This window comes from uncultured Thiodictyon sp., from assembly GCF_903946935.1.
Classification (GTDB): domain Bacteria; phylum Pseudomonadota; class Gammaproteobacteria; order Chromatiales; family Chromatiaceae; genus Thiodictyon.
Window position 1 is genome coordinate 1 of record NZ_CAJAXH010000207.1, and the last position, 22,627, is coordinate 22,627.

Annotated in this window: 29 protein-coding genes; 7 read left to right on the forward strand and 22 right to left on the reverse strand. The window is 66.3% G+C overall.

Annotated elements, in window-relative coordinates:
• Window positions 1–288 precede the first annotated feature (288 nt).
• The 6 genes from cobO to QZX93_RS17475 all read left to right on the forward strand — a co-directional run bounded on the left by cobO (window position 289) and on the right by QZX93_RS17475 (window position 4,578).
• Window positions 289–894: a cob(I)yrinic acid a,c-diamide adenosyltransferase gene (gene cobO, locus QZX93_RS17450; protein ID WP_295388785.1), complete on the forward strand. Its 606-nt coding sequence runs from the start codon at window positions 289–291 to the stop codon at window positions 892–894.
• Complete coding sequence (gene cobU, locus QZX93_RS17455; protein WP_295388783.1) at window positions 891–1,433, forward strand: bifunctional adenosylcobinamide kinase/adenosylcobinamide-phosphate guanylyltransferase; 543 nt, start codon at window positions 891–893, stop codon at window positions 1,431–1,433. Before cobO ends, cobU begins: the two co-directional genes overlap by 4 nt.
• Window positions 1,434–1,505: 72 nt before the next feature.
• The gene (cobT, locus tag QZX93_RS17460) at window positions 1,506–2,570 is read left to right on the forward strand and encodes a nicotinate-nucleotide--dimethylbenzimidazole phosphoribosyltransferase (protein WP_295388784.1); all 1,065 of its coding nucleotides are present in this window, start codon (window positions 1,506–1,508) and stop codon (window positions 2,568–2,570) included.
• Window positions 2,570–3,157, forward strand: a complete 588-nt coding sequence (locus tag QZX93_RS17465) for a histidine phosphatase family protein (RefSeq protein ID WP_295388782.1) — start codon at window positions 2,570–2,572, stop codon at window positions 3,155–3,157. Before cobT ends, QZX93_RS17465 begins: the two co-directional genes overlap by 1 nt.
• 151 nt (window positions 3,158–3,308) lie before the next feature.
• The gene (locus tag QZX93_RS17470) at window positions 3,309–4,085 is read left to right on the forward strand and encodes an adenosylcobinamide-GDP ribazoletransferase (protein ID WP_295388781.1); all 777 of its coding nucleotides are present in this window, start codon (window positions 3,309–3,311) and stop codon (window positions 4,083–4,085) included.
• A gap of 172 nt (window positions 4,086–4,257) precedes the next feature.
• Window positions 4,258–4,578: a hypothetical protein gene (locus tag QZX93_RS17475; RefSeq protein ID WP_295388780.1), complete on the forward strand. Its 321-nt coding sequence runs from the start codon at window positions 4,258–4,260 to the stop codon at window positions 4,576–4,578.
• Between the two features lie 146 nt (window positions 4,579–4,724).
• Here QZX93_RS17475 and QZX93_RS17480 read toward each other — a convergent pair whose 3' ends face one another.
• The 21 genes from QZX93_RS17480 to QZX93_RS17575 all read right to left on the reverse strand — a co-directional run bounded on the left by QZX93_RS17480 (window position 4,725) and on the right by QZX93_RS17575 (window position 21,253).
• Window positions 4,725–4,910, reverse strand: coding sequence for a hypothetical protein (locus tag QZX93_RS17480; RefSeq protein ID WP_295388779.1), 186 nt, complete (start codon window positions 4,908–4,910; stop codon window positions 4,725–4,727).
• Between the two features lie 48 nt (window positions 4,911–4,958).
• Window positions 4,959–5,621: a hypothetical protein gene (locus QZX93_RS17485; RefSeq protein ID WP_295388778.1), complete on the reverse strand. Its 663-nt coding sequence runs from the start codon at window positions 5,619–5,621 to the stop codon at window positions 4,959–4,961.
• Window positions 5,593–5,892: a hypothetical protein gene (locus QZX93_RS17490; RefSeq protein ID WP_295388777.1), complete on the reverse strand. Its 300-nt coding sequence runs from the start codon at window positions 5,890–5,892 to the stop codon at window positions 5,593–5,595. Before QZX93_RS17490 ends, QZX93_RS17485 begins: the two co-directional genes overlap by 29 nt.
• A 117-nt stretch (window positions 5,893–6,009) precedes the next feature.
• Window positions 6,010–6,300 carry a BrnA antitoxin family protein gene (locus QZX93_RS17495; RefSeq protein WP_295388776.1) on the reverse strand — a complete coding sequence of 97 codons (291 nt, stop codon included), beginning with the start codon at window positions 6,298–6,300 and terminating at the stop codon, window positions 6,010–6,012.
• A gap of 26 nt (window positions 6,301–6,326) precedes the next feature.
• Entirely contained in the window at window positions 6,327–6,608 is a 282-nt protein-coding gene (locus tag QZX93_RS17500; RefSeq protein ID WP_295388775.1) for a hypothetical protein, read from the reverse strand.
• 12 nt (window positions 6,609–6,620) lie between these two features.
• On the reverse strand, window positions 6,621–8,387 hold the full coding sequence (locus QZX93_RS17505; protein WP_295388774.1) for an Hsp70 family protein: 1,767 nt from the start codon (window positions 8,385–8,387) through the stop codon (window positions 6,621–6,623).
• Window positions 8,388–8,446: 59 nt separating this feature from the next.
• Entirely contained in the window at window positions 8,447–9,121 is a 675-nt protein-coding gene (gene grpE / locus QZX93_RS17510; RefSeq protein ID WP_295388773.1) for a nucleotide exchange factor GrpE, read from the reverse strand.
• Window positions 9,121–9,414, reverse strand: a complete 294-nt coding sequence (locus tag QZX93_RS17515) for a DnaJ domain-containing protein (protein ID WP_295388772.1) — start codon at window positions 9,412–9,414, stop codon at window positions 9,121–9,123. The genes grpE and QZX93_RS17515 overlap by 1 nt, the downstream gene beginning before the upstream one ends.
• Window positions 9,415–9,436: 22 nt before the next feature.
• Entirely contained in the window at window positions 9,437–12,046 is a 2,610-nt protein-coding gene (locus tag QZX93_RS17520) for a hypothetical protein (protein WP_295388771.1), read from the reverse strand.
• 64 nt (window positions 12,047–12,110) lie between these two features.
• Window positions 12,111–12,704, reverse strand: a complete 594-nt coding sequence (locus tag QZX93_RS17525) for a hypothetical protein (protein WP_295388770.1) — start codon at window positions 12,702–12,704, stop codon at window positions 12,111–12,113.
• 684 nt (window positions 12,705–13,388) lie between these two features.
• The gene (locus QZX93_RS17530; RefSeq protein ID WP_295388769.1) at window positions 13,389–13,580 is read right to left on the reverse strand and encodes a DUF2892 domain-containing protein; all 192 of its coding nucleotides are present in this window, start codon (window positions 13,578–13,580) and stop codon (window positions 13,389–13,391) included.
• A gap of 95 nt (window positions 13,581–13,675) precedes the next feature.
• A complete protein-coding gene (locus QZX93_RS17535) occupies window positions 13,676–14,347 on the reverse strand; it encodes a Crp/Fnr family transcriptional regulator (protein WP_295388768.1) in 672 nt (223 codons plus the stop codon).
• Window positions 14,348–14,368: 21 nt separating this feature from the next.
• Entirely contained in the window at window positions 14,369–16,072 is a 1,704-nt protein-coding gene (locus QZX93_RS17540; RefSeq protein ID WP_295388767.1) for an FAD-dependent oxidoreductase, read from the reverse strand.
• Between the two features lie 208 nt (window positions 16,073–16,280).
• Complete coding sequence (locus QZX93_RS17545) at window positions 16,281–16,664, reverse strand: NifB/NifX family molybdenum-iron cluster-binding protein (RefSeq protein ID WP_295388766.1); 384 nt, start codon at window positions 16,662–16,664, stop codon at window positions 16,281–16,283.
• 10 nt (window positions 16,665–16,674) lie between these two features.
• Window positions 16,675–17,586 (reverse strand): ATP-binding protein, encoded by a 912-nt coding sequence (locus tag QZX93_RS17550; protein ID WP_295388765.1) that lies wholly within the window; start codon window positions 17,584–17,586, stop codon window positions 16,675–16,677.
• On the reverse strand, window positions 17,583–18,446 hold the full coding sequence (locus tag QZX93_RS17555) for an ATP-binding protein (protein WP_295388764.1): 864 nt from the start codon (window positions 18,444–18,446) through the stop codon (window positions 17,583–17,585). Before QZX93_RS17555 ends, QZX93_RS17550 begins: the two co-directional genes overlap by 4 nt.
• Before the next feature lie 5 nt (window positions 18,447–18,451).
• A complete protein-coding gene (locus tag QZX93_RS17560) occupies window positions 18,452–18,823 on the reverse strand; it encodes a NifB/NifX family molybdenum-iron cluster-binding protein (protein ID WP_295388763.1) in 372 nt (123 codons plus the stop codon).
• A gap of 71 nt (window positions 18,824–18,894) precedes the next feature.
• The gene (locus QZX93_RS27450) at window positions 18,895–19,164 is read right to left on the reverse strand and encodes a DUF5320 domain-containing protein (protein ID WP_366760628.1); all 270 of its coding nucleotides are present in this window, start codon (window positions 19,162–19,164) and stop codon (window positions 18,895–18,897) included.
• A gap of 29 nt (window positions 19,165–19,193) precedes the next feature.
• Entirely contained in the window at window positions 19,194–19,520 is a 327-nt protein-coding gene (locus QZX93_RS17565) for a PadR family transcriptional regulator (RefSeq protein ID WP_295388762.1), read from the reverse strand.
• Window positions 19,521–19,924: 404 nt separating this feature from the next.
• Window positions 19,925–20,362: a CoA-binding protein gene (locus tag QZX93_RS17570; RefSeq protein ID WP_295388761.1), complete on the reverse strand. Its 438-nt coding sequence runs from the start codon at window positions 20,360–20,362 to the stop codon at window positions 19,925–19,927.
• A gap of 33 nt (window positions 20,363–20,395) precedes the next feature.
• Window positions 20,396–21,253 (reverse strand): alpha/beta fold hydrolase, encoded by an 858-nt coding sequence (locus QZX93_RS17575; RefSeq protein ID WP_295388760.1) that lies wholly within the window; start codon window positions 21,251–21,253, stop codon window positions 20,396–20,398.
• A 116-nt stretch (window positions 21,254–21,369) separates the two neighbouring features.
• Between QZX93_RS17575 and QZX93_RS17580 the strand changes: the two genes are divergently transcribed.
• A complete protein-coding gene (locus QZX93_RS17580) occupies window positions 21,370–21,837 on the forward strand; it encodes a cytochrome c (RefSeq protein ID WP_295388759.1) in 468 nt (155 codons plus the stop codon).
• Between the two features lie 34 nt (window positions 21,838–21,871).
• Here QZX93_RS17580 and QZX93_RS17585 read toward each other — a convergent pair whose 3' ends face one another.
• Window positions 21,872–22,558 carry a cytochrome b/b6 domain-containing protein gene (locus QZX93_RS17585; RefSeq protein ID WP_295388758.1) on the reverse strand — a complete coding sequence of 229 codons (687 nt, stop codon included), beginning with the start codon at window positions 22,556–22,558 and terminating at the stop codon, window positions 21,872–21,874.
• Between the last annotated feature and the right edge of the window lie 69 nt (window positions 22,559–22,627).

Sequence of the window (22,627 nt, forward strand, 5' to 3'; positions counted from 1 at the left end):
CGCGCCAGACGTTCTTTGAACACCTGCGCGCGCTCGCTCAGTACCTCCCCTTCGACTCCTGGGATGACCTGTTTGACTTCATGCTCGAGGCGCTACGGCCGGCTCCGCGCAAGACCCGCGGCCGACCGAACACGGGATAGGGTCAAATTTGGAATTGCTGAGTCGCCGACAGCCTCCTAGTGCGTTACCGTCCGAACCCCTACAATGGTCGGCCGTCGGGAACGTCCCGACCAGCTACATGCCGCGTCCCTCATACCTGAGTCTGCCCACATGACCGCGACCACCCCAATGAACGATGACGCCGCGCGCGAGCGCCATCGCCGGCGCATGCAGCGCCACAAGGAGATTGTGGACGCCCGCGTGGCCGGCGCCACGCTCGACCGCGGCGTGCTGGTGGTCAACACCGGCAACGGCAAGGGCAAGAGCTCATCCGCCTTCGGGATGGTCGCCCGCGCCCTGGGTCATGGCATGAAGGTGGCGGTGGTCCAGTTCATCAAGGGCCACCGCGCCACCGGTGAGGAGTCCTTTTTTCGGCGCTTCCCTGAGCTGGAGTATCACGTGATGGGGGAGGGGTTTACCTGGGAGAGCCAGGACCCTGAGCTGGATCGGCGCGCGGCCCTGGCGGCCTGGGAGACAGCGGCGCGGTTCCTCGCCGATCCGGCCTACCAACTGGTGGTGATGGATGAGCTCAATATCGCCTTGAAGCTGGGTCTGGTGCCGCTCGACCCGGTGCTCGCGGCCCTGGACACCCGCCCGCCCCACCAGCACGCGGTGGTGACCGGGCGCGGCGCCCCGCCCGGGCTGATCGAGATCGCCGATACGGTGACCGAGATGCGTCCGATCAAACACGCGTTCGACGCCGGGGTTAAGGCGCAGCCAGGCATTGAGCTGTGAGTCCGCTCGCACCCGCCGGGCATACCCTGGTGCTGGGTGGGGTGCGCTCGGGTAAGAGCCGCTTTGCCGAACGGCTGGCCCTGGACTGCGGGCAGCCGGTCACCTATCTGGCCACCGCGCGGGCCGGCGACGCGGCGATGGCCCGGCGCATCGCCGAGCACCAGCGCCGCCGCCCCGCCGACTGGTGTCTGGTGGAGGAGCCCCTGGCCCTGGCCGAGCGGTTGGCGGAGGCGGCCGCCGCTGGGCGCTGCTGCCTGGTGGAGTGTCTCACCCTGTGGCTTACCAACCTGCTGATGGAGGCCGATGCGGACCGGACCGAGCGCGAGATCCAGGCCCTGCTCGGGGTGGTGGCGAGCGCCCCCGGGCGGGTGATCCTGGTCGGCAATGAGAGCAACCTGGGCGTGACCCCCTTGGGGGAGCTGTCGCGCCGCTATTGCGACCTGGCGGGGACGCTGCATCAGCAACTCGCCGCCCGCTGCGCCCGGGTGGTCCTGATCGTCGCCGGTCTGCCGTTGATGCTGAAGGGGACCGCCGCGTGAGTCCGTGAACCAAACAGTCGCTGTGTCTGCCATGACCACACATCAACACACACCAACGTTTGGGCTCGCATGATGACCGATTCACTCGACTGGCTTTCCATCCCCTGTCCCGCCCCCTCGGAGGCCGCGGCGCAGGCGGCACGCCAACGCCAGGATCAACTCACCAAACCCCGGGGGGCGCTGGGCCAACTGGAGTCGCTGGCGATCCAACTGGCCGCGCTCCAGGATAACCCCAAGCCGAGCGTCGATCCGGTGCAGATTTGTCTGTTCGCGGGCGATCACGGGGTGGTGGCTGAGGGCGTCTCGGCCTATCCGCAGTCGGTCACTGTATCGATGGTGCGCAATATCGCCGGCGGCGGGGCCGCCATCTCGGTGTTGGCCCGCACCCTGGGCGCCGCACTCGAGGTGATCGATTGCGGCACCCTGGGCGACCTCACCGGGGTGCCCGGGGTGCGCTGCGAGGGCGTCGGCCCCGGCACCGCCAATCTGGTCCAGGGGCCGGCGATGACCCACGAACAGGTCACCGCGGCGCTGGCGATCGGGCGCCGCGCCGCCGAGCGGGCCGCTGCGGCGGGCGTGCGTCTGTTGATCGGCGGTGAGATGGGGATCGGCAATACCACCCCGGCGGCGGCCCTGGCCTGTGCCCTGCTGGGGCTGCCGGCGGAGCTCCTGGTCGGGCCCGGGACCGGGCTCGACAAGGCCGGCATCCGTCACAAGGCCGCGGTGGTGGACTGCGCCCTGGCCCTGCACGCGGCGCCGGACAGCGCCCCGCCAGTCTCGCCATTGGCCATCCTGGAGCGGCTTGGCGGTTTCGAGATCGCTGCCATGGCGGGGTGTTATCTGGCCTGCGGCCAGCAGCGGATTCCGGTGCTCGTCGACGGCTTTATCAGCACGGCCGCGGCGCTCTGCGCCTGCCGGATCAACCCCAGCCTGCGTGAGTGGCTGTTGTTCTCGCACGGTTCCGCCGAGCCCGGCCACCGTGCGCTGCTCGCCGGGCTGGATGCGCGGCCATTGGTGGATCTCGGGATGCGGTTGGGTGAGGGTAGCGGCGCCGCGGTGGCCCTGCCGCTGGTGCGTCTTGCCTGTACACTGCACAACGGCATGGCGACTTTCGCCGAGGCGGGGGTGGCGGGGTAGTGACCGATCGCTTCATCACCCTGGTGCGTCATGGCGAGGTCCAGGGCGGTGCGCGGTTTCGCGGCGGTCAGGACGATCCGTTGAGCGCGGCTGGGTGGGCGCAGTTGCGCCGCGCCGCCGCGTTGGCGCCGGACCTGACCCGCATCGCCAGTTCCCCCTCCCGGCGCTGCGCCGAGTTTGCCCGCACGCTGGCCGCGGAGCGCGAGCGTCCACTGGCGTTGGTCGAGGCGTTGGCTGAACGGCGCTTCGGCGACTGGGAGGGTCTGGCCGCCGACCAAATCCCCGCCGCGGACTTGGCCCGCTTTTGGGACGACCCGGTGGGTTATACCCCGCCCGGGGCCGAGCCCTTCATGGACTTTCGCGCGCGGGTGCTTGCCGCCTGGCAGGGCTTGATCGAGGGCGATGGGCCGCACACGCTGGTGCTGACCCATGGCGGTGTGCTGCGGGTCATCCTGGCGCAGGTCCTGGGCATGGCGGACGGTGCTGGGCTCCTGCTCGAGGTCCCTTACGCCTGTGTGACGCGCTTGCGGCTGCCCGCGCCGCCGGGGCGTCCGAGCCTCATGGCCCATGGCGCAGCAGCGAACTGAGTCCGGAAATGACTCACGCCAAGGCGCCAAGCTCGCCAAGAAAGACACTCGGGTCGATCCAGTATCGAGATGAGCTGCTGGGTAAGTCGCCTGTAAAGACTTGGCGAGCTTGGCGCCTTGGCGTGACAACGACTCCGTTTTGGGCGCAACGATGGACATTGATCGCAGTACCGCACGTCTGACACTGCGTCCGCTTTGGATCGCAGGCCGCTTACTCTCGCGTTTCCCGTTTCCCGACCCGGGTCAGGTGGCGCCGGCCGAGCTCGGCCGGGCGGTCCCCTGGTATCCCGCGATCGGCCTGCTGCTGGGGCTCGCGATCGGCCTGGCCGCGGTGCTGCTGGGGCCGGGGCTGCTCAATCGCCCGGCCGGGGTGACGGCGGCCCTGGTGCTGGCCTTGTGGGTCTGGTCGACCGGGGGGCTGCATCTCGACGGCCTGGCGGACACTGCGGATGCCTGGGTGGGGGGGCAGGGGAGCCGCGAGCGGACCCTAGCCATCATGAAAGACCCGGCGAGCGGTCCAGCCGGGGTGACCGCGCTGGTGCTGGTCCTGATCGCAAAATTCGCCGCCTTGACGGCCCTGATCGGGGCGGGGGACGGCTGGTCGCTCCTGTGGGTGCCCCTGCTCGCGCGGGCGCAGTTGCCGCTGCTGCTGATCGGCACGCCCTATGCCCGTCCCCAAGGGATGGCGGGCGATCCCGCGCGGGAGGCCCCGCCGGGTGCCTGCCGCCTGGTGGTGGCACTCGCGGGCGGCGCCACGGTGGCGGTGTTGGGATGGGTCGGAGTGCTGTTGCTGGCGACGGCGGCGGCCCTCTATTGGCCGCTGCGCCGGGTGCTGCTCGAACGGCTGGGCGGCTTCACCGGCGACACGGCGGGGGCACTGGTGGAGTTGACCGAGACCCTGTTGATTTTGGTGTTGGCGATGGTTTAGCGCATTCAGGCGATTGCCGGAGAATCTGGTCCCAGCCACCATCGGATCTGCTGTAGGTGCGACTTAAGTCGTACCTACCGGATCTCAACGACCCGCAGGTTCGCGACGAGATCCAGCGCGTGAACCGTCTCTCACATGGGAGAAATTGACTTACCCGCAGGCTGACACCAAAATGGTTGCATTGCCTGCCATCGGCGAGTGTGACCCTTTGCCCTCCTTGACCCTAAAAGATATTCCGTCCCCCTTGATGGAGCGGTTGCGCACGCGGGCCGCCGCGGACCAACGCAGCTTGAACCGGGAGGCGATCTGGCTGTTGGAGCAGGCACTGGAGCCCTGCACCGATCCCGCGACCCGACTCAAGCAGGAGACCGACGCCCAGCTTGGGGCCTGGCAGGCATTGGCCGGACGCTGGCAGGGGACCGATCCGGAAGTGGATGAGTTGGTGCTGGACATCTACCAGTCCCGCAGCGAGGGGCGGGAGTTTACGCTTTGAGGACTGGATACGCCAGCCGCCCGCGGGCGGCTGAAGGCAACTAATCGGGATTCTTCGCATTGGAAAGGCCGTAAGCCGCTGATCCTGGTCCTGGCGACGGTTTAGCGCATTCGACGCCACAGGCTCGCGGTGGGCTCGATCAGCGGTCAACCCGCGCGCCGCAATCCCAGCAAACCATATTGAAATCGCCGCTGCCCGATGTCCACCCGGTAACCGCCCGCGCCATCCGGTGTCGGGACACCCGCCGTGCCGGGCGCGACATCGCGCAGCCAGCGCGCCGGCACCGGCAGCGCCTCAATGGCCGATCCGGTGAATGGGGAGGCCAGCGCCACGTGCAGTTCGACGGTGACTGTGCCTTCCCCAGTCGTGTCGGAACCGCCTCAGTCCTCCGCGGTCTGGGTGGCGACGATGGCGAGCGGCCTCCGGGTGCCGCCCTTGCCGATGACACCGACCAGCAGCGCAGCGACGAGCCGACGGTCGCCACCGCGACGGATAGCGTATTGACCGCGGGGTAAGGCACGGCCAGCGCCTGCGCCAACGGCAGCCGCGGGCGCTGCTGCAACTCGGCGCGCAGCACCTCGCCGGGGGTGGCGGACATCAGCAGGCAATGCCCGCCGAGCGCCAATTGCCGCCGCACCAGCGAGCGCACGCAGCAGCGCGGCCTCAGTCTTGCCGGTCCCGGTGGGCGCCTCGAACACGACCAGCCGCTGCGCGAGCGGCACCGCACCGATCACCACCTGAGCCCCGATGGGTGCGCCCGGCAGGATCGCCGTCGCTGGCGCGCCCGAGTGCCAACGGGACCAGGGCAGTGAGTCGAGCAGGGTCGCGACCGCCTCCGGGCGCCAGTCCTCACCCATCACCGGCAGGCTGGAGCCGAGCCAGTCGGCCAGCATCACCAGCCCGGCATAGAGGTGGTCCAGCGAGGAGGTCCATTGGATCGGCGGCGCGGCCACGAGCGCCAGCGGGAAGCGCCGCAACAGCTCGGCCGCCAGGCCATCCATCTCGGCGATCGGGTCATAGGACGGCGATGAGCCGCAGCGCATCGGCACCGACCTGCGCCAGCCATTCCCGCTCCCAGTCCGCCGCCGCTTGCGGTGGGGCAACGGCATAGCGCCGCAGCGCGACCATCATGACCGCCAGGCAGGTGACCGCCGGGCCGCGCTGGTGCGGCTGCAAGCGGGTGAGTTCCAGTGAGTCCCCGGCCTGGATGGCAGCGAACAGCTCAAAGAGCCCAAGCTGCCGCCCCCGCGTACTGAAGACGGGTTGCGATACCTCGGTCACTTCCTCCACGCCAACCTCAACCCTCGTCGTCATCGCCATAACGACCGCCGTGCTCTTTTCCTGTTTTGCGTATAGGGTATATCGCTTGCCGACAGAAAGCAAAATTGCCGCGGGCTTACCGAGCCGATGAAGCGGCGGTGGGGAGGGCGATCAGTGACCGGGCCGCTGTTGGTCCACGAACTGGCGCAACACTGCATCCATGCGGGTCTGCCAGCCCGTCCCGGTCGCCTTGAAGTAGGCCAAGACCTCCGGCGAGAGTCGGATCGACACCGGCTTCTTGGTGGACGGCGCCTCTGGCCGACCAACCCGGCGCAGCGTCTTGAGCGCCGCCGCCGACAATTCACTGGCATCCGGATCGGTGGCGATGCCGGCGCGAATCGCCGTTTCTTCGTCCGTGTCCGGCAGTTCAAACACCCTCCCGGATTTAGATGTGACGGGCATAGTGTCTTACCTCTTTCGGTAACGCCTTACGCAAGCTGATGATCCTGATTGGCCCGTGATGGCTCATCAGCCAAGTGCCGCAGAAACCCTAACAGATGCACAATGAAGGGGTCCGCGTTGAGTGCGCGGGCCCTGGTCAGGGTCTGGATCGCCGCGGCAACCTCGCCCGCGGCGAGTTGGCGCAGGGCGTGGGTGATCAGTCCCGCGGCCGCCTGTTCCACCGCGAGTAGTCCACACAAGTCCATCCCGCAGCGGCGGCAGGTCTCCTCGGCTTCCCGGCGGGCACGGCAATTCGGGCAGCGGTCCATCCGGGGTCCCCGTTAAGCTTCCAGGTAATAGATCAGATCGGCGAGTTGGGCGACCGCCAATTCCAGGGCCTTGATGTCGTCCGTCGCCAGGGCGTCGCGCACCGCCTCGATGCCGTCTACCAGGTCGTCGCGGTCATCCGTGTTGGCCCCCTCCAGCAGGCGCTCGGCCTTTTCCACCAGGGCGCGGGCGGCGACGGCCTCGCGTCGCTCGCCCGCGGCGTCGGCGGCCCCATCCGCGAACTCGGCGCTGTCCACCAGGTCGCCCTCATCGGCGTCGATGAAGGCGGACAGTCGTTCGCGGGCGGCGGCCAACTCGTCCTCGGCAAAGCGGGCGGTGGCATTGTCGATGGTAATGTGCGCTTCCAATCCGGTGCGCTTCTCCCGCGAGGTGACGTGCAGGATGCCGTTCACGTCCAGTGAAAAACTGGTGATGATGACGTTGCCGGCCGGCACGTCCGAGAGTCCGTCGATGAGGAAGGAGCCGATCCGGATGTTGTTGAGCGCGTCCGGGTCCTCGCCCTGGTAGACCTCGACCTGGACGCTGCGCTGGCCGTCGTACACGGTTTCAAAGGCATCGCTCTTGGTCACCGGGATGGCGGTGTTCTTGCGGATCAGCGGGATAAAAGTATAGGGATAGGGCTCTCCGTTCAACTCGTCCAGGGCACTGGTGCCAAAGGTATAGGGGGTCACGTCCACCAGCACGCTGGCCACCTGCACCCCGGCAATGACCGCCGCCTGAATGGCCGCCCCGGTGGCGACGCACAGATCCGGGTCCACCTCGCTGCGTGGCTGCATCCCCAGGGCCTCCTCCAGGCGCCGTTGCACCAGCGGCGTGCGGGTCGCCCCGCCGACCAGCAGCACCTCGTCCAGGTCGGCGACGGTAAGCCCGGCCCCTTTGACGGCGATATGCATGGCATCCAGGGTCTCGCGCAGATAGGGCTCGATCATCGCCTCGTAGTCTTCGCGCGACAGCTCCAGCGACAGATGCACCGGCGCCCCCACGCGCTCCAGCAGATACTCCTCCTGGATCAGGGCGAAGGGGGCATCGGACAGGGCGATCTTGGCGGCCTCGGCGGCGCGGGTGAGTCGCGCCATGGCGGGGCGGTTCTCGCGCGGGTCATGGCCCTGGGCGCGCAGGTGCTCCAGCAGGTGGTCGATGATCCGGTCATCGAAGTCGTCCCCGCCCAACTGATTGTTGCCGTGGCTCGCCAGGACCTCGGTCAGGTCCTTGGCGATCCGCACCACGGAGACGTCGAAGGTCCCACCGCCCAGGTCGTAGACCAGGATGGTCTTGCCCTGGGGGTGGTCCACCTCGTAGGCCAGCGCGGCGGCGGTCGGCTCGTTGATGATGCGCACCACCTCAAGCCCCGCCAGGTCGCCGGCGTCACGGGTCGCCTGGCGCTGGGCGTCGGAGAAATAGGCCGGGACCGTGATGACCGCGCGGGTCACCGGCTGCCCCAGGTCGCGCTCCGCCGCCTGCTTCAGGCGCTTCAAGATCAGGGCCGAGATCTCCTGCGGGGTGTAGGACTGGGGCCCCATCGCGACCTTGACGTCCTCCCCCATGCGCCGCTTAATCGAGCGGATGGTGCGCTCCGGATAGAGTGCAAACTGGTTGCGGGCCGCCTGGCCGACCAGCAGGGTGCCGTCGTCCGCCAAACCCACGACGGAGGGCAGGAGCTTGGCCCCGTCCACCTCGATGATGCGGGAGACCCCGTCCTGAACCACCGCCACCTCCGAGTTGGTGGTGCCGAGGTCGATGCCGATAATGATGTCGCTCATGGTGTCTGATGTCGGGTCGAGTGTAATCGAAGTGGAAATCGGTCTGAGATCAGGCCGCGCTAAGGCTCGCTCTGCGTCAGCCGGTTGACCACGACCTCGGCCGGGCGCAGCAGGCGCTCGCCCTGGACGAAGCCCCGGCGCACCTCGGCCAGCACCACGCCCGTGACCTGCTTGGGGTCGCGGCCGATCTCGGCTGCATGCATGGTATGGGGATCGAAGCGCTGGCCGATCGCCCGCAGCGCCTGCACACCGCGCCGGGCGAGGAGGTCGTCCAGGCGCCGCAGATTCATGTCGAGCCCCGCCGCCATGGCGGCGACGAAACCGGCCGCGCCCCCCCACCGGATGAGCCAGCCGGGGCGGTAGCGGTGCGCCTGATTCGCTGCCGCCTGGAGCCGGTCACGCAGCTCCAGCAGTTCCAGCAGCAGATCGCGCTGCTGGTCCTCGCGGGCGCGCCGTTCGGCCTCGGCGCGCTGGGTCTGCCCCTCCTCCAGCCGGGTCTGGGCCTGGCGGACCAGGTCGAAGGCGTCGCGGAACCGATCCAGCGCCCCTTTCACCTGGCGGGACTCGATCTTCACCTCATTCTTGAGGGCGGCGAGCTGCGCGAGCAGGGTGAAAAGGTCCGGTGTCGCGGCCTCGGCGGTCGCGGCGGCGGCGTCATCGGTCGCGCCCTCATCCAGACCGTCGAGATAGGCGCTGAAGCGCCCGAGCAGTTGCTCGCGGGCCGCGGCGTCCATCAGTCCCCCCCACGCAGCAGTGCATCGAAGAGTACACGGCTGGGGCGCCGCGGGGCGCCCACCGGGTCGGCCCGGTCGAGGATGTCGGTCAGGCTCGGGGGTTCCCGGTCGAACAGTGCCTGGGCGAGGCGGGCGCGCTGCGTGCGCAGTGACTCGTAGGCGGCGCGAATGGCCTGGAAGCGTTGGGGGTCGCGCTCCGGCGGGCAGGTCTTGACGGCCGCCAGATAGGCGGCGTGGACGGCGTCGTCGTCCGCGTCCGGGGGCAATCCAAGGGTCAGGTAGGGGTCGCTCATCGCTCGCTCGTCGCTCGCTGGTCTAAAACAGTTCAAACTGCTCGGGGTCGTCATCGTTCGGGGGCTCGGGGGCCGGCGCCTGACGGCCGCCACGCTTGTCCTTGGGACCGGGCTTGGGCGGATTGATCCGGGGGGCCGGTCCGGGCCGCATCCCGGGGCCGAAGTCGAGTAGCGACTCGCGCATCAGTTCGGCTATCTCCTCGATCATCCGCGCCCGGCCTATCTCGCGCTCCCGCTGCTTGAACTCGGCGCGCTCCTTGGCATCGATCCCGGCCATCTTGAGCAGTTGGTCGATCCCCACGATCTCGATCATGGCGCGCAGTGCGTCGTCCGGTCGAAGCTCGAATGGGCGCGGGTCCGGACCCTCGTCGTCATCGTCATCGTCGAAATCATCCTCGAACGGGTTGGCGAAGAACCCGCCGGAGCGGCCGCCGAAGAGTCCGGGCGGTGCATACCGCATGATGACCTGCTCGATGCGATGGGCGGTGCGCTCGTCCCCGGACTCTTGCGCCTGGACCATGGCGTCTTCCAGCCGGGCCATCTCGGTGCGATTCGGATAGCTCCCGGGACCCGTCCGCCGGGACTCGAACTGATGCAGCACAAACACGGGGGTGCCCGGCCAGCGCTTGAGTGCGGCCTCGGCGAAGGCCCGCCGCGCCTCGCTCAAACCGGCCCGGCGCAGGGTATCACAGGCCGACTCCGACTCGGCCGGGGTGAGGGGCCATGTGGCGGCGGCGCCGAGCGGTTTATCAAACAGCAGTCGCAACGCAGCCGCGAGCCCATCGCCCCCGTCCAGGTGGGCGCGCAGCCGTGCCAGGAAGGCCGTCAGGTCCGCCTGGTCGGACACCTTGACCTTGCCCAGCCCGACGGCCTTGAGCGCCCAGGCCGGGGTGCGGCCGATGGCGACCGCCTCCAGGGCCAGGGCGAGGGTGGCGGACAGGCCACCGCCCAGGGCGGCGACCTGCGCGCCCAAGGCCGCCCGGCCGCGGGCTTCATCCTCGGTGAGGTCGAGCAGGCCGACGAGCAGGTCGCGCCGGTCATGCCAGCGCCCGCCTTGATCCCACGCGGCGGCCTGCTCCAGTTCCTTGCGGGCCAGGTCGGCGCGGGCGCTGCGGATCTGCTTGCGGGCATGGGCCAGATGGGCCTTCACCAGTCGCTCCCGGGCGCCGGTATTGATCGGGTCCAGGGCCAGGACCTCGCGGGCATAGCGGGCGGCCTTCTTGAAGGCGTCCCCGGCCAGGGCCAGGTCCAGTGCGGCGGTTAGGAGTCCGACATCCTTGGGTAAGCGTTTGAGCCCCTGTTCCAGCCGGTGGCGGGCGGTCTTGAGGTCGCCGCCGCGCAGATAATAGCGGACCAGACGCTCGTAGATTTCAGGGGCGTCCGGGTCATACTCGAGGCTCAAGGTGAGCGCGTCGACCAAGGCCCGGTCCGAGGCATCGAATTCCTGGGACGGAGCCGACTTGGCCAGGATCTCCCGCTGGTCGTCCACGCGGCGCAGCACCAGTGCGACGCGCAGTGCCCCGACGCTCCCGGCCGGTCCTGGGCCGGTCTGGATCAGGTGGTGGGCATAGGCAGACCAGGCCTCGATGTCCTCCCAAGGGTTGTTGACGTCCTCGGCGTGCCAGGCGGCGACCAGCAGCCGCTCTTCCGCTGACAGGCGACGCGCGCCCCCTTCGGCGATCAGGGCCGCGCTCTTGGGGAAGCCGGGGGCCAGCAGGCGCAGCGCCTGGCGCCGCGCCCAGTCCTCGCCCAGGAGCACCCGGCGGCGGTGCAGCAGGCGCAGCAGGGGCTGCGGGCCGTGGCCCGCGACCTTGCGCGTCTCTTCCCATAGTGCTTGGCGCTCATCGCCCCAGCCGGCCAGGGTCAGGGCGAAGCGACGGGTGTGATTCCCGGCGTCCGCCAGCCGTGCAGTGAGTGTTTGCGCTGGCCCCAGGGCCAGGGCACAGGCGCGCCGCAGGGGGGCAAAGCCCGAGTCGTCGCCGATCCGTTCGAGCAGCGCAGACGCCTCGGTGGGGGCCGTCGCAGCCCGCTGCAGGGCCTTGAGGACCTGGGCCAAGTCGCGATAGGGCGAGCGGAAGGGGATGGCGGCCAAGGCGTCGCGCAGGGCGTTGTCATCGCCCCGGCAGTAGGCGTCGAGGGCCGCGGTGGCGACCGGTCCCTGGACGCGGATCGGATCATCGGCGCCGAGCCCCGCCGCCACCGCTGGTTCGGCCGCCAGATGCAGGGCGGCCAGGTGGGAGCGCAGGGCGGTTAGGGTCGCCGCATCCAGGCGCTCCCCTGTTCGGGCCAGCAGGTCGAGCGCCGCCTGGACCTGTCCCAAGCGCAGGAGCAGGGTAAAATAGTCCGGGTCTGGCGGCAGTTCCGGGGCCACCTGGGCGCGATTCTCCCAGAGCGTGAGGGCTTCCTTGGGCATGCCCTTGGCCGCCAACTCCCGGGCCCGACCGGCGTAGGCCGCTGCCAGTTCGCCCCGCCACTGCGGGCGGTCCTCGATCTTGAGCAGGTCCTTGTAGGACGCGGTGGCCTCGCGCCAACGGCCCGCGGCGGCGTGGCCTTGGGCCAGGGCCAGCAGCGCGGGCGCCGAGGGTCCTTTGGACTTGGGCGCCGCGGGGCCGACTTTGCGTGGTTTCTTCATGCGAACATCCAGACTCGGCGATGCCCCGGTCGGCCCGGGGCGCGTGAGCGAATAGCGAATCAGTCTAAACCATGATGCCGCGCGTGCGTAGTTGGGCGCGGATGATCGGGTCGGTGCGGTTCTTGGAGGTCGCCGCCTTCATAAAGACGACCAGGCGGTCGATGTCGCGCACGATACCCAGCAGCTCATCATTGTCTTTATTGTTGGTGTTGATCGAGCCGAAGGCCAGCTCCATCAGTAACTCGTCATGGCGGGCAATACCGACAGCATAGGCCAGATAGCACGCCAGGCCCGGGTGCCGATAATGAACATGGGTGGTGAAGTTGCGCCATGCCTTGAGCCATCCATCCCACTCCAAATCACAGATGTCCCGACGATCCGTGCGCAGGAACAGGATCGTCTTGATGAACTCTTCGCGCCAGTTCCAGGGCGATGTATCCGCTTGCCGGCGCAGCCGGTCGATCGCCTTGCCATGGTGTACCTGGCAGTGGTCGCATTGATAGTAGAGCGCCAGCGCGTAGGCGATATACTCGCGCTCCAGCTCGTTCAGTACGAAGGGGTCTGATTCGTCAGGTACGCCGGTGATGGCGTGTGCGTGCAGCTCGTTCAATACGTCGTTGAACGGTTGACCTTGGATCGGTTCGCGTAGGGTGACCATCTGTCTGTCTCAATCATATTCATGTCATTGACGGGTTGGGCGGAGGTGGTTTGGCGCGGTCTTGGGCCGCTCGGCGGCTGCCGTGGGACGCGTTGAGACCTCGCCGAATCCCGTCACTATTGGGATGACATGATACAGGAATAGCGGTCCGTTTGTCGGCGGGGAGGGAAGGTGCGGCCCTTGCCCGCGCCGAGGTCGCCGGAACATGGCGCTCAGGCGGCCAAAAAAAAGGCCGCGACAACAGCGATGTGGCTGTCCTCGCGGCCTCAATGGCTTACTACCTGGAAATCGTGGGTACATTCAGCCGGGCGCGGGCGCCGGGCCGGCGCGAAGGTCTGCCTTGCGTCGGCGTGTGGACCTAAGAAGCAGTTCTCACGCCAAGGCGCCAAGCTCGCCAAGGTTTTTCAGCGTCTTAACTGCCTTCTTGGGCTATTAACAATGCTATTAATCTAGTTTTATGCTTGCCCTATTGTATTTCTTGGCGAGCTTGGCGCCTTGGCGTGAATAACTACCGGATTTACGGTGAGTCGCGCCTGGCGCCAGGGTGCTGGGTCGGCTTGACTGGTCAGGCCAGTGGCCGGGGGGCGACCCAGATCGGCTGCGGCAAGGACCGCACCGCGGGCGGCTGGTGCGGTTCGCGGGCCCACCGCACCCTATGAGGGCGTGCGGTGGCCGCAACGATCGTCAGCTCTTGCAGGTATTGATGCCGAATACGGTGTAGGCCGGGCACCAGCCGATCAGGGCGGTGGCGAGCGGGACGATGCCGATCCAGCCCCAGATGCCGATGCTGCCGGTGAAGGCCAGGGCGATCAGGGCGATTCCGGCAATGGCGCGCACGGCGCGATCGATGGTTCCAGCGTTCTTGGTCATGTTCATGGGTCAATTCTCCAAATGGTGTATCGGCGGCGGCCCAATGGGGTTTGGGTCATTCGTTAAAATAACACGTCTAGCTTAAGTCTTCAGTGACATAGTCACAGAGGGCCGAAGCCGATCCGTGCCAGCGCGGGGCGGTCCAGTAGCTCGATCGAGGCGCGTCCCAGCCGCACCAGGCCGGCCGCTTCCAGGCGCTTGAGGTGACGCGACACCACCTCGCGGGCGGTCCCCAACTCCACCGCGATCTCCTGATGGGTGGCGGTGATGGTTGCGGCCGGTCCTTGGCCGGTATTCAGCAACAGGAAATCCACCAGCCGGCGGTCGATAGGCCGGAAGGCGAGCTCCTCCAGGCGGGTAATCACCTGGGCCATGCGTGCCCCCAGGTTGGTGAAGACGAAGCGCCGGAACACCGGCGCCTCCTCCAGTGCGCGGTCGAAGACCGCCTTGGTGAGGCTCAGGGCGGTGACTTGCGACTCAGTATAGGCCGCGGCCGGATAGCTGTCGCCGGAGAGGATGCAGCAGGTGGTGAGGACGCAGGCCTCACCGGGCAACACCCGGTAGAGCAGCGCCGCGCGCCCGTCCTCCCCGATGACCTGCACCCGCATGCTTCCGGTGAGCACTAGGACATAGTTGGAGCAGGACGCACCGACGTGGAAGACCGGTTGCCCCGGCGGCAACTCCAGACGGTGGGCGCCCGCCACCACTGCACGGGTCGCGGGGTCGCCCGCGGCCAGGGTTGGGAACAGGCTGGGCCAGGTGTGCTCGTGCATGCGGGGACCTCAGGGTGCCGGCTAGCGCTCCCGCGGATAGGGCCAGGCGGCGACACCGCCCTCCATGACCTTGACGTTGCGCCAGCCACACCCCTGAAGGATAGCCGCACACTCATAGCCACGCAACGAGATGGCGCAGTAGACGATGACCTCGCGATCCTTGTCCTGCGGCAACTCATTGAGCCGACCGCGCAGCGCGCCCTGCGGGATCAGGGTCTCGCCGATACCGAGCCGCATGGACTCGAATTCCGGCGGGGTACGGGTGTCGAGTATAAAGCAGTCCGCACCACTGTCGACCCGCTGCTTGACCTCGCTGACCGACAGGCCCTGCATACGCCCGAGCAGCTTGTTTTCCATGACATGGGCACAGACGATCACATGATCGAGCGCCAGCGAGTAGGGCGGGGCATAGGGCAGGTCCGCATTGACCAGGTCAGCAATGCTGAGTTGGCCCCGGATCGCCATCGCCACCGTGGCTACCCGCTTGCTGACATCGCCGGGGCCGATACACTGATAGCCCAGGATTCGGCCGGTCTTGCGGTCAGCGACCATCTTGCTGATCAGCATCTGGCCATTCATGAAGCCCGGAATGTCGAGCCCGGATACGGTCACCTGTTCGATGTCGGTGAGGCCGGCGGCGCGCGCCTGGTCCGCGCTGAGTCCGGTAAAGCCGACCGTGTAATCGAATATCTTGCAGATGCCAGTGTGCGTGACCCCAGGGAATTTCGCACTGTCGGCCTGGATCAGGTTCTGCCCGATGACCCGCCCCTGCAGGTTGGCCAGGTCGCCATAGGGCGCACGCACCTTCGCCCCGGTGATGAGCGAGGTACACTCCACGCAATCGCCGCCGGCATAGATGTCCGGATCTGAGGTTTGCATCGAGTCATTGACCTCGATCCCGCCCAGGGCGCCGATCGCGAGACCCGCCGACGCGGCGAGCGTCACATTGGGTTTGACCCCGACCGCCACCACCGCCAGTTGGCAAGGCAGCTCGGTGCCATTATCGAGCTTGACCCCGGTGAGTTTTCCGTCCTCGCCGAGGAAGGCGGCGACGCCGTTACCCTTGATGATGTCTGCGCCATGGGTGCGGACATAATTCGCCACGAGCTTGGAGAGCTCCGCGTCGAGGAAGGGCAGGATCGCGGCGGTCTTCTCGATGACGGTGGTCTGGATGCCGGCCAGGTGCAGGGCCTCGCAGACCTCGAAACCGATCAGCCCGCCACCGACCACCACCGCCTCGCGAACCTGCTTGGCGTCGCGCACCGCGCGCAGCGCATCGGCATCCGCCAGCGAATGCAGGCTCAGTACGCCATCCAGATTCACTCCGGCGACGGGCGGATAGAGCGTGGTGGCGCCGGTGGCGATTACGAGCTTGTCATAGGGCACGGTGCGGGTCGCACCGCTGGGCAGGTGCTTGCAGGTGACCGTCTTGGCCTTGCGGTCGATGGACACCGCCTCGGTTTCCACCAGGGCCTCGATGCCCTTGGCCTTCTGGAAAAAGCTGGAATCGCGCACGATCCCCGCCGGGGTACTGATCAATAGATTGCGGTCGTCGAAGACCCCGCCGACATAATAGGGGTAGCCGCAGGAGGCCATCGACAGATCGGTCTCCTTCTGGATGATGGTAATGGCGGCATGTTCATCCAGGCGGCGCGCCTTGGCCGCCGCCTTGGGGCCGGCGGCAGAGCCACCGATGACAACGATTCTGAGCGGTTGCGATGCCATAGCGAGAGTCCTCAAAAGTGATTTAACCTGAAAAGAATCATTGTCCGCAAATGAACGCAACAAACGCAAATGAATGAGATTGTTGGGCTCGGCCCCGTTGTTACCCGCGAGGCGAGCTGGCGGCCTAGCCCAAGCTTCCGATGATTTGCGTTCATTGGCGTTTATTTGCGGACGAACTGCGATTTCTAGGTTTAAGGGCGGTTTGGGATCAGCCGTGGTCGTGCCCGTGGCCGTGCGCCACGCTCTCATCGCAGGGCGCGGCGCTGGTGAGCGTGCCGCCCAGGTAGTTTTCCAGCGCTTGGCGGACCGTGCCGCTGGCGCCGGTGGCGGTCTTGACGCCCGCTTGGGTGAAGAACTGGATCGCGCGCCCGCCCATGCCGCCGCTCAACATCACCTCGGCCTGTTGCTGCTTGATGAAGTCGGGGATCTGCCCCGGCTCGTGGTTTTCGGCGAATGGATTGGCGATGCTCAGTGCGGCCTGGATGGCGCCTTGCTCGACGTCGACCAGGACGAAGAAGGGGGCATGACCGAAGTGCTGGGCTACTTGGCTGTCGAGGCCGTTATCGGTTTCAGCAGTGATGGCGATTTTCATTTTGGATATCCTAGTTGGCGAGTGTTTCAACGTCCATGAGGGTCGCGGTGAGGCGCTCCCACACGGCGGAGATGGCAAGCCCGGCGGGGGAGCCCGGGCGATAGGAGGTAATGGCCTCGCCGGCCACCATGGCGTCGGCGACGGTCAGATCGAATGGGATGCTGCCGAGCGTCGTGATGCCGTGCGCGTGGCAATAGGACTCGATCTCTTGCACCCCAGCGGGATAGAGGTCGGCCTTATTGATGCACACGAGTGCTCGTACGCCGAAATGTCGCACGGTGTCGAGGGTCCGGCGCAGGTCGTGGATGCCGGCGACCGTGGGCTCAGTGACCATCAGGGCCAAGTCGGCCCCGGAGACCGCCGAGATGACCGGGCAACCGATTCCGGGCGGTCCATCGACCAAGAGCAATTGCCGCTGATCGTCCAGTGCCCGTGCGCGGGCGCGCTGTTTGACCAAAGTGACCAGCTTGCCCGAGTTTTCACCCCCGGGGAACAGGTCGGCATGGTAGAGGGGGCCATAGCGGCTGTCGGAGACGCTGAAGGTGCCGACCACCTGCTCCTGCATGGCGATGCTCCCGGTAGGGCACTGATACACACAGGCCGCGCAGCCGTCACAGGCGATGGGGTCCACCACATAGTCGCCGGTGTTCTCGTCAATGGCGGCGAAACGGCAGACCGACTCGCAGTCGCCGCAGCGTACGCAGGTATCCTGATCGATGAGTGCCACCTGGCCGCCGCGAAACTCCTCTTGTTCGCGTAACTGCGGCCTCAGGACCAATTGGAGGTTGGCGGCATCCACATCCGCATCGGCCAGCACGACCTGGTCGGCGAATGGCCCAAGGGACGCCAGATGGGCAAAGGCGGCCGTGACACTGGTCTTGCCGGTGCCACCCTTGCCGCTGAGGATAACGAGCTGCTTCATGTATCTAACCTGGCGCTGATCTGATCCAACAGGTTGCTGAACAGTGGCCGGTATTCCGGCACGGTCTCCACCAGACTGTGACCGCGGGCGATGGCCTCGGCAATCTCGCGCTGCATCGGGATGCGCAACAGAATCGGCAGCGCGTTTTCGGCACAGTAGGCGCCGACGCTGTCGTCGCCGATGCCGTCACGGTTGATCACCACCCCGGCCGGCAGACCCAACTGCCCCGCGATGGCGGCCACCTGTTTCAGGTCGTGTAGACCAAAGGGGGTCGGTTCAGTCACCAGCAACACAAAGTCCGCACCGCGCATGGTCTCCACTACCGGGCAGGAGGCCCCGGGTGGGGCGTCGCGGATTTCGATGTCCGGGGCCGCAGTGACGTCGGTGGCGGACCACTCCTTGAGTTCGCGCAGGATCGGCACGGCCATCGGTTGGCCGACGTCCATCACGCCCTGGGCAAAGACGATGCCTTCCGGGGTGACTCCGCTGTCGAGTGCGCCCGAGACGGCGAGCCGCTCGCTGATGGCCTGTTCCGGACAGACCAGAGTGCAACTGCCGCAGCCGTGGCAGAGTTCGGGGAAGATCAGCGCCTTCTTGCCGACGATGGCGATGGCGTTAAATTGGCACACCCGCGCGCACTTGCCGCAATAGGTACACTGCTGCGCGTCGATCTGCGGGATGAGGATGCCGACCTCGCGGTGGGTGTCAAAGGCCGGGTGTAGAAACAAGGCGGCATTGGGCGCTTCCACATCGCAATCGCGAAAGCATACGGTATGCTGCTGCGCGGCAACCAGTGCCAGACTGGTGGCCACGGTGGTCTTGCCGGTGCCACCCTTGCCGCTGGCGACGACGATGCGCATTGGCGTCAGGCCCCGTGATGGCCGTTGTGGCTGGCGGCGCCGGCCTGGGTCAATTGCCCCGCCTTGAACAGTGCCACAACCTCGGCGACGCTGTGTGCGTCATTGGCCGGCGCGAGCATGCGTGCGATGCCCGCGGCGGAGAGTGTGTCATAGGCCTTGGGCCCGTAGGCACCACTGACCACCGCCTGGGCGCCGAGTGTGGCGACGAATTGCGCCGCCTGCACGCCGGCCCCGCCGGCCGCCGCCAGCGCGGGGTTGGCATGGGTCGTCCAGATGCCGGTCTCCGAGTCCACCAGGCAAAAGGCGGCGGCGCGACCGAAGCGTGCGTCAAAGGGTGAGTCGAGGGTCGTGCCGGAGGAGGAAATAGCGAGTTTCATGATCGATGATCTCGGTGAGTGAGAAGGCGAGCGGCGCGGGGCGATCAAGTCATGATCGCCCCCGGCCTGCTCTAGTGCTTGTCGAGCGTGTCGAGCCGCGCCGTCAGCCCCTGGATAGCGGCTTGCAGGCTCTTGAGTTGGCTGCCGATCCAGGAGTGATCCTGGCTGGCGCCAAGCGCTGGGAGCGGCGCCGTTGTACCGCGGCCGAGTCCACGACCACGACCGCCACCTAAGCCGCGACCGCCGGGGCGCCCAGCGCCTCCCTGACCCGCGCAGCGTCCGGCATTGCGTCCCGCGTTTGTACCTTGTCCAGTGGGTCCGGTACCGTCTTTATATGGCATGATCTTTACCTCTCAGAGGTCTTGCTGTTTCAATCGCTCTTGTTGACGGTGTCATAAGCCGCCTCAAGCGTTTCGATGTGCCTGCGCCGTTGCCGCAGCAATTGCATCCAGTCGTTCAGGCGGGCCTCGCCCTCGGCGGTGATGGTATACACCCGCCGCTTGGGACCAAGACTGTTCTCGTCCCAGGCGCTACTCACCAGTTGCGCCGCTTCCAGGTCACGCAGCACCCGGTAGAGGATGCTGATGTCCATCTGCCCAGCCTCGAAGCCGAACTCAGTGAGGCCGCTCATCAGGCTATAGCCGTAACCCGGCTCGCGGTGCAACAGCACCAGCAGACAGGATTGCAGGAAGAACATCTTGCGCTGCCCGCCGCCGCGGCCTCGCCCAGGTCCGGGACCAAGTCCACCAGGCATGTAACTTACTCGTGATTTCTAACGAGTCTCTAGGATAGCAATCTATAGACCGAATGTCAATAGACTATTTCCTGGGGCGGTCCTGCCCGGTTCTGCCAACGCCTGTGGAGACAATGTCCCGGGGAGGAGGCGTAACCACTGCGTGCATGTAGTTTATGTCGGCGTAATCCTGAGAGACAGTGTAGGGAGTTCGCTCGCGGTACGTCGTTGCGAATTGCTGGCCGGCGCCCGGGGATCGTGTGAATCTTTTGCGTACGTGGACTGGTATTTCTGCAAGCAGCCGCCCTGATCCACCGGGCCCCGGCCTGATTGAGAAGCCCCGGCCCGGTTGGCCGGGGCGCTTGGCGTCAGTATTTGCCGGCGATCGTCATGATGAACTTATGGATGCTGTGATAGGACAGGCCGGGGTTCAGATACATGACGGCACAGGTGCCGGTGCGCAGGTTGATGCCCTTCTCCTTGGCCAAGGCGACGGCCTCCGGGGTGTCGTGGGCCATGTGTACCCAGACATCCCTGATCCCGGCATCCGCAGCGGCGGCGATCCAATCTCTGGTTTCCGCCTTTGGCACCTCGAGGATCACGCCTGCGACAGGAGTCGGTAAGGCGGGGAGGTTGGGGTAAGCCTTGTCACCGTCGATGAGATTGGTGCTGGGGTCGACCGCATAGGCCAGTTTGCGCATGGCCTTCAACCGGCGATAACTGAGAATCGGGAAGGGTTTGGCCTGAGAGCGTCCGACGACGGCAAAGCTGTCAAGCGTGAAGAAAGTTTCGTAGTTCGATGTCATCAGAGGATGCTCCGTGGTGGTGAATAAGGACAGCTATCTGGCGGGGCAGTGTTGCTCGAGGAACCCCAGAAGCTCGCCGACGTGCTGCTCGATCCGGTCCACCGAATCATGTCCGGCGCCGTCGATCTCCAGCAGGCGGGCGTGCGGGGCAGGGCAGTTGGTCAGAATCAGGTGCGCATCGTCCACGGCGACCGTCCGGTCGGCCGTGCCATGCACCAGCAAGATGGGGCAGGCGATTGAGCGAACGGTGTTCATCGGCGCAATCGCCGCGAAGCGATAGCCGATGACCCATTCCACATAGCGGCAGACCAGGCGGATGAGCAGACGCGGGAAGTGCAGCGGGCGCAGATAGCCGGCGGTCACTTGGGCGGGGTCCGCGAACGCGGCGATACTGATCACCGCCGCAATATCTGCATTACGCGAGGCCTCGAACAAGGCGGCGCCCGCGCCCACCGAATGACCAAGCACCGCGATGCGATCGGCCAGGTGTGGGTGCTGCGCTTTGAGCCAGAGGATCGCCATCCCGAGGTCCTCGGCGAAGCGGGGCAGGGATGAAAAGCTGTCCGCATCGCTGCGGCCATGACTGCGCGAATCGCAGAGTAACAGGTTAAAGCCGGCCCGTCGCAGCGGGACGGCCAGCGGCAACATCAGTTCGGCGTTGCTGCCCCAACCGTGCAGCACCACGATGGTGCAGGTGGCCGCCGGTGCCGGCAGGAGCCAGCCGAACAGCTGACGGCCGCGTACTGTGGGGATACTGAGCTCTTCAAAGGCCAGGCCGTAATCCGCCGGCGATCCGGTTTCCCGGGTACGGGGCGCACGAAACCCAAGATGGACGCCCGCCGGAATCAAGGCCAGGGTGATCGCGAAAATAATACTAAAGGTCGCAAACATGGTGAACTCAAAACGTGGTATCGGAAATGGCGCTGCGGGAGACTGGCGGTTTCAACCACAACCGGCTATCCTAAGGTCGCCGATTAACCCAATCACACCGAGTATGGAGATCAAGTATGAAATCAATGAGTGTTCAATGCGCGCTTGGGCTGTTCGCTGTTGCCCTGTCTGGCGCGGCGCTGGCGGCCGATGTCAAACCCGCAGACCAGATCGAGATCCGCCAAGGCGGTTACACGTTTATGAGCTGGAATATGGGTAAGATCAAGGCCAACCTGGAAGGGGACTTTGATGCGAAACAGGTCGCCGCGGCCGCCAACGTCATTGCGGCGATTGCTAACTCAGGCATGGGCGCGCTCTATGGTCCGGGTACCGATAAGGACATCGGTGACGTGCATACCAATGTCAAGCCTGAGTTTTTCCAGAAGATGCCGGAGGTCGGCAAGCTTGCCGGTAACTTCGTCGCCGCGGCTGATCAACTGGCCAAGGTCGCTGCGACCGGCGATGCGGGTGCAGTGAAAACCGCTTTTGGCGATGTGGGTAAGAGCTGCAAGGCGTGCCACGATCAGTTCCGCGCCAAGGACTGAAGGTAGCAGTGCCGCCCATCCGGGCGGCCTTCCTTTACCAAGTGGGTACCGGTGTGATCGGCGCGGTGGGCAGCAGTCCGCCGGCCGCGATCCAGATTGCCAGGATGGCGATCGTCAGCGCAGCGATCAACGCGAGCCAGCCACCGCCGGTGGCCCCGCGAGCGTCCGGGCTGGTGGCCAACTTAATCCCGGTGACCATCGGCGTGATGAGATTGTCTTTGTGTAGATGCGTATGGAACAGCACGGCCCCCACATGCAGTGTGACCAGTACACCAATGAGCCAAATGGCCTGGTGGTGTAAACCGGTCAACCAGTCGCTCGTGCGCTTGGTCACCAAATCCTGAAGCGGGCCGTTGAACGCGATGTCATCGTTGGCGAATAAACCGCTGATGGTCTGAAACAACAAGAGGCCGAGCAGCGCCAGCACCGACAATGCACCAAGCGGATTGTGCCCCATTCCCTGCCAACCTCCGCGCAGATAGGTCAGCATTGTCTTGGGACCGGGCACGAACTGGACGAAGCGTGCATAGGTCGAGCCGACCAGGCCCCACACCAAGCGAAAGGTCAGTAGGCCGAGAATCAGCAGCCCCAAGCGGCCATGCCAAACCATCGCATTCCCGCCCGTCAGTCCAGTGACAAAGGCGGCTGTCACCAACGCCGCGAGTAGCCAGTGAAATAGACGGGTCGGCAAATCCCACAGTCGAATCAATTGTTGCTGCATCGTGTTATGAGTCAAGGCATGAGGCTCGTTTAGGGGGCGCCCCGGCGAGGACCGCGAGTTGGAAGGCCA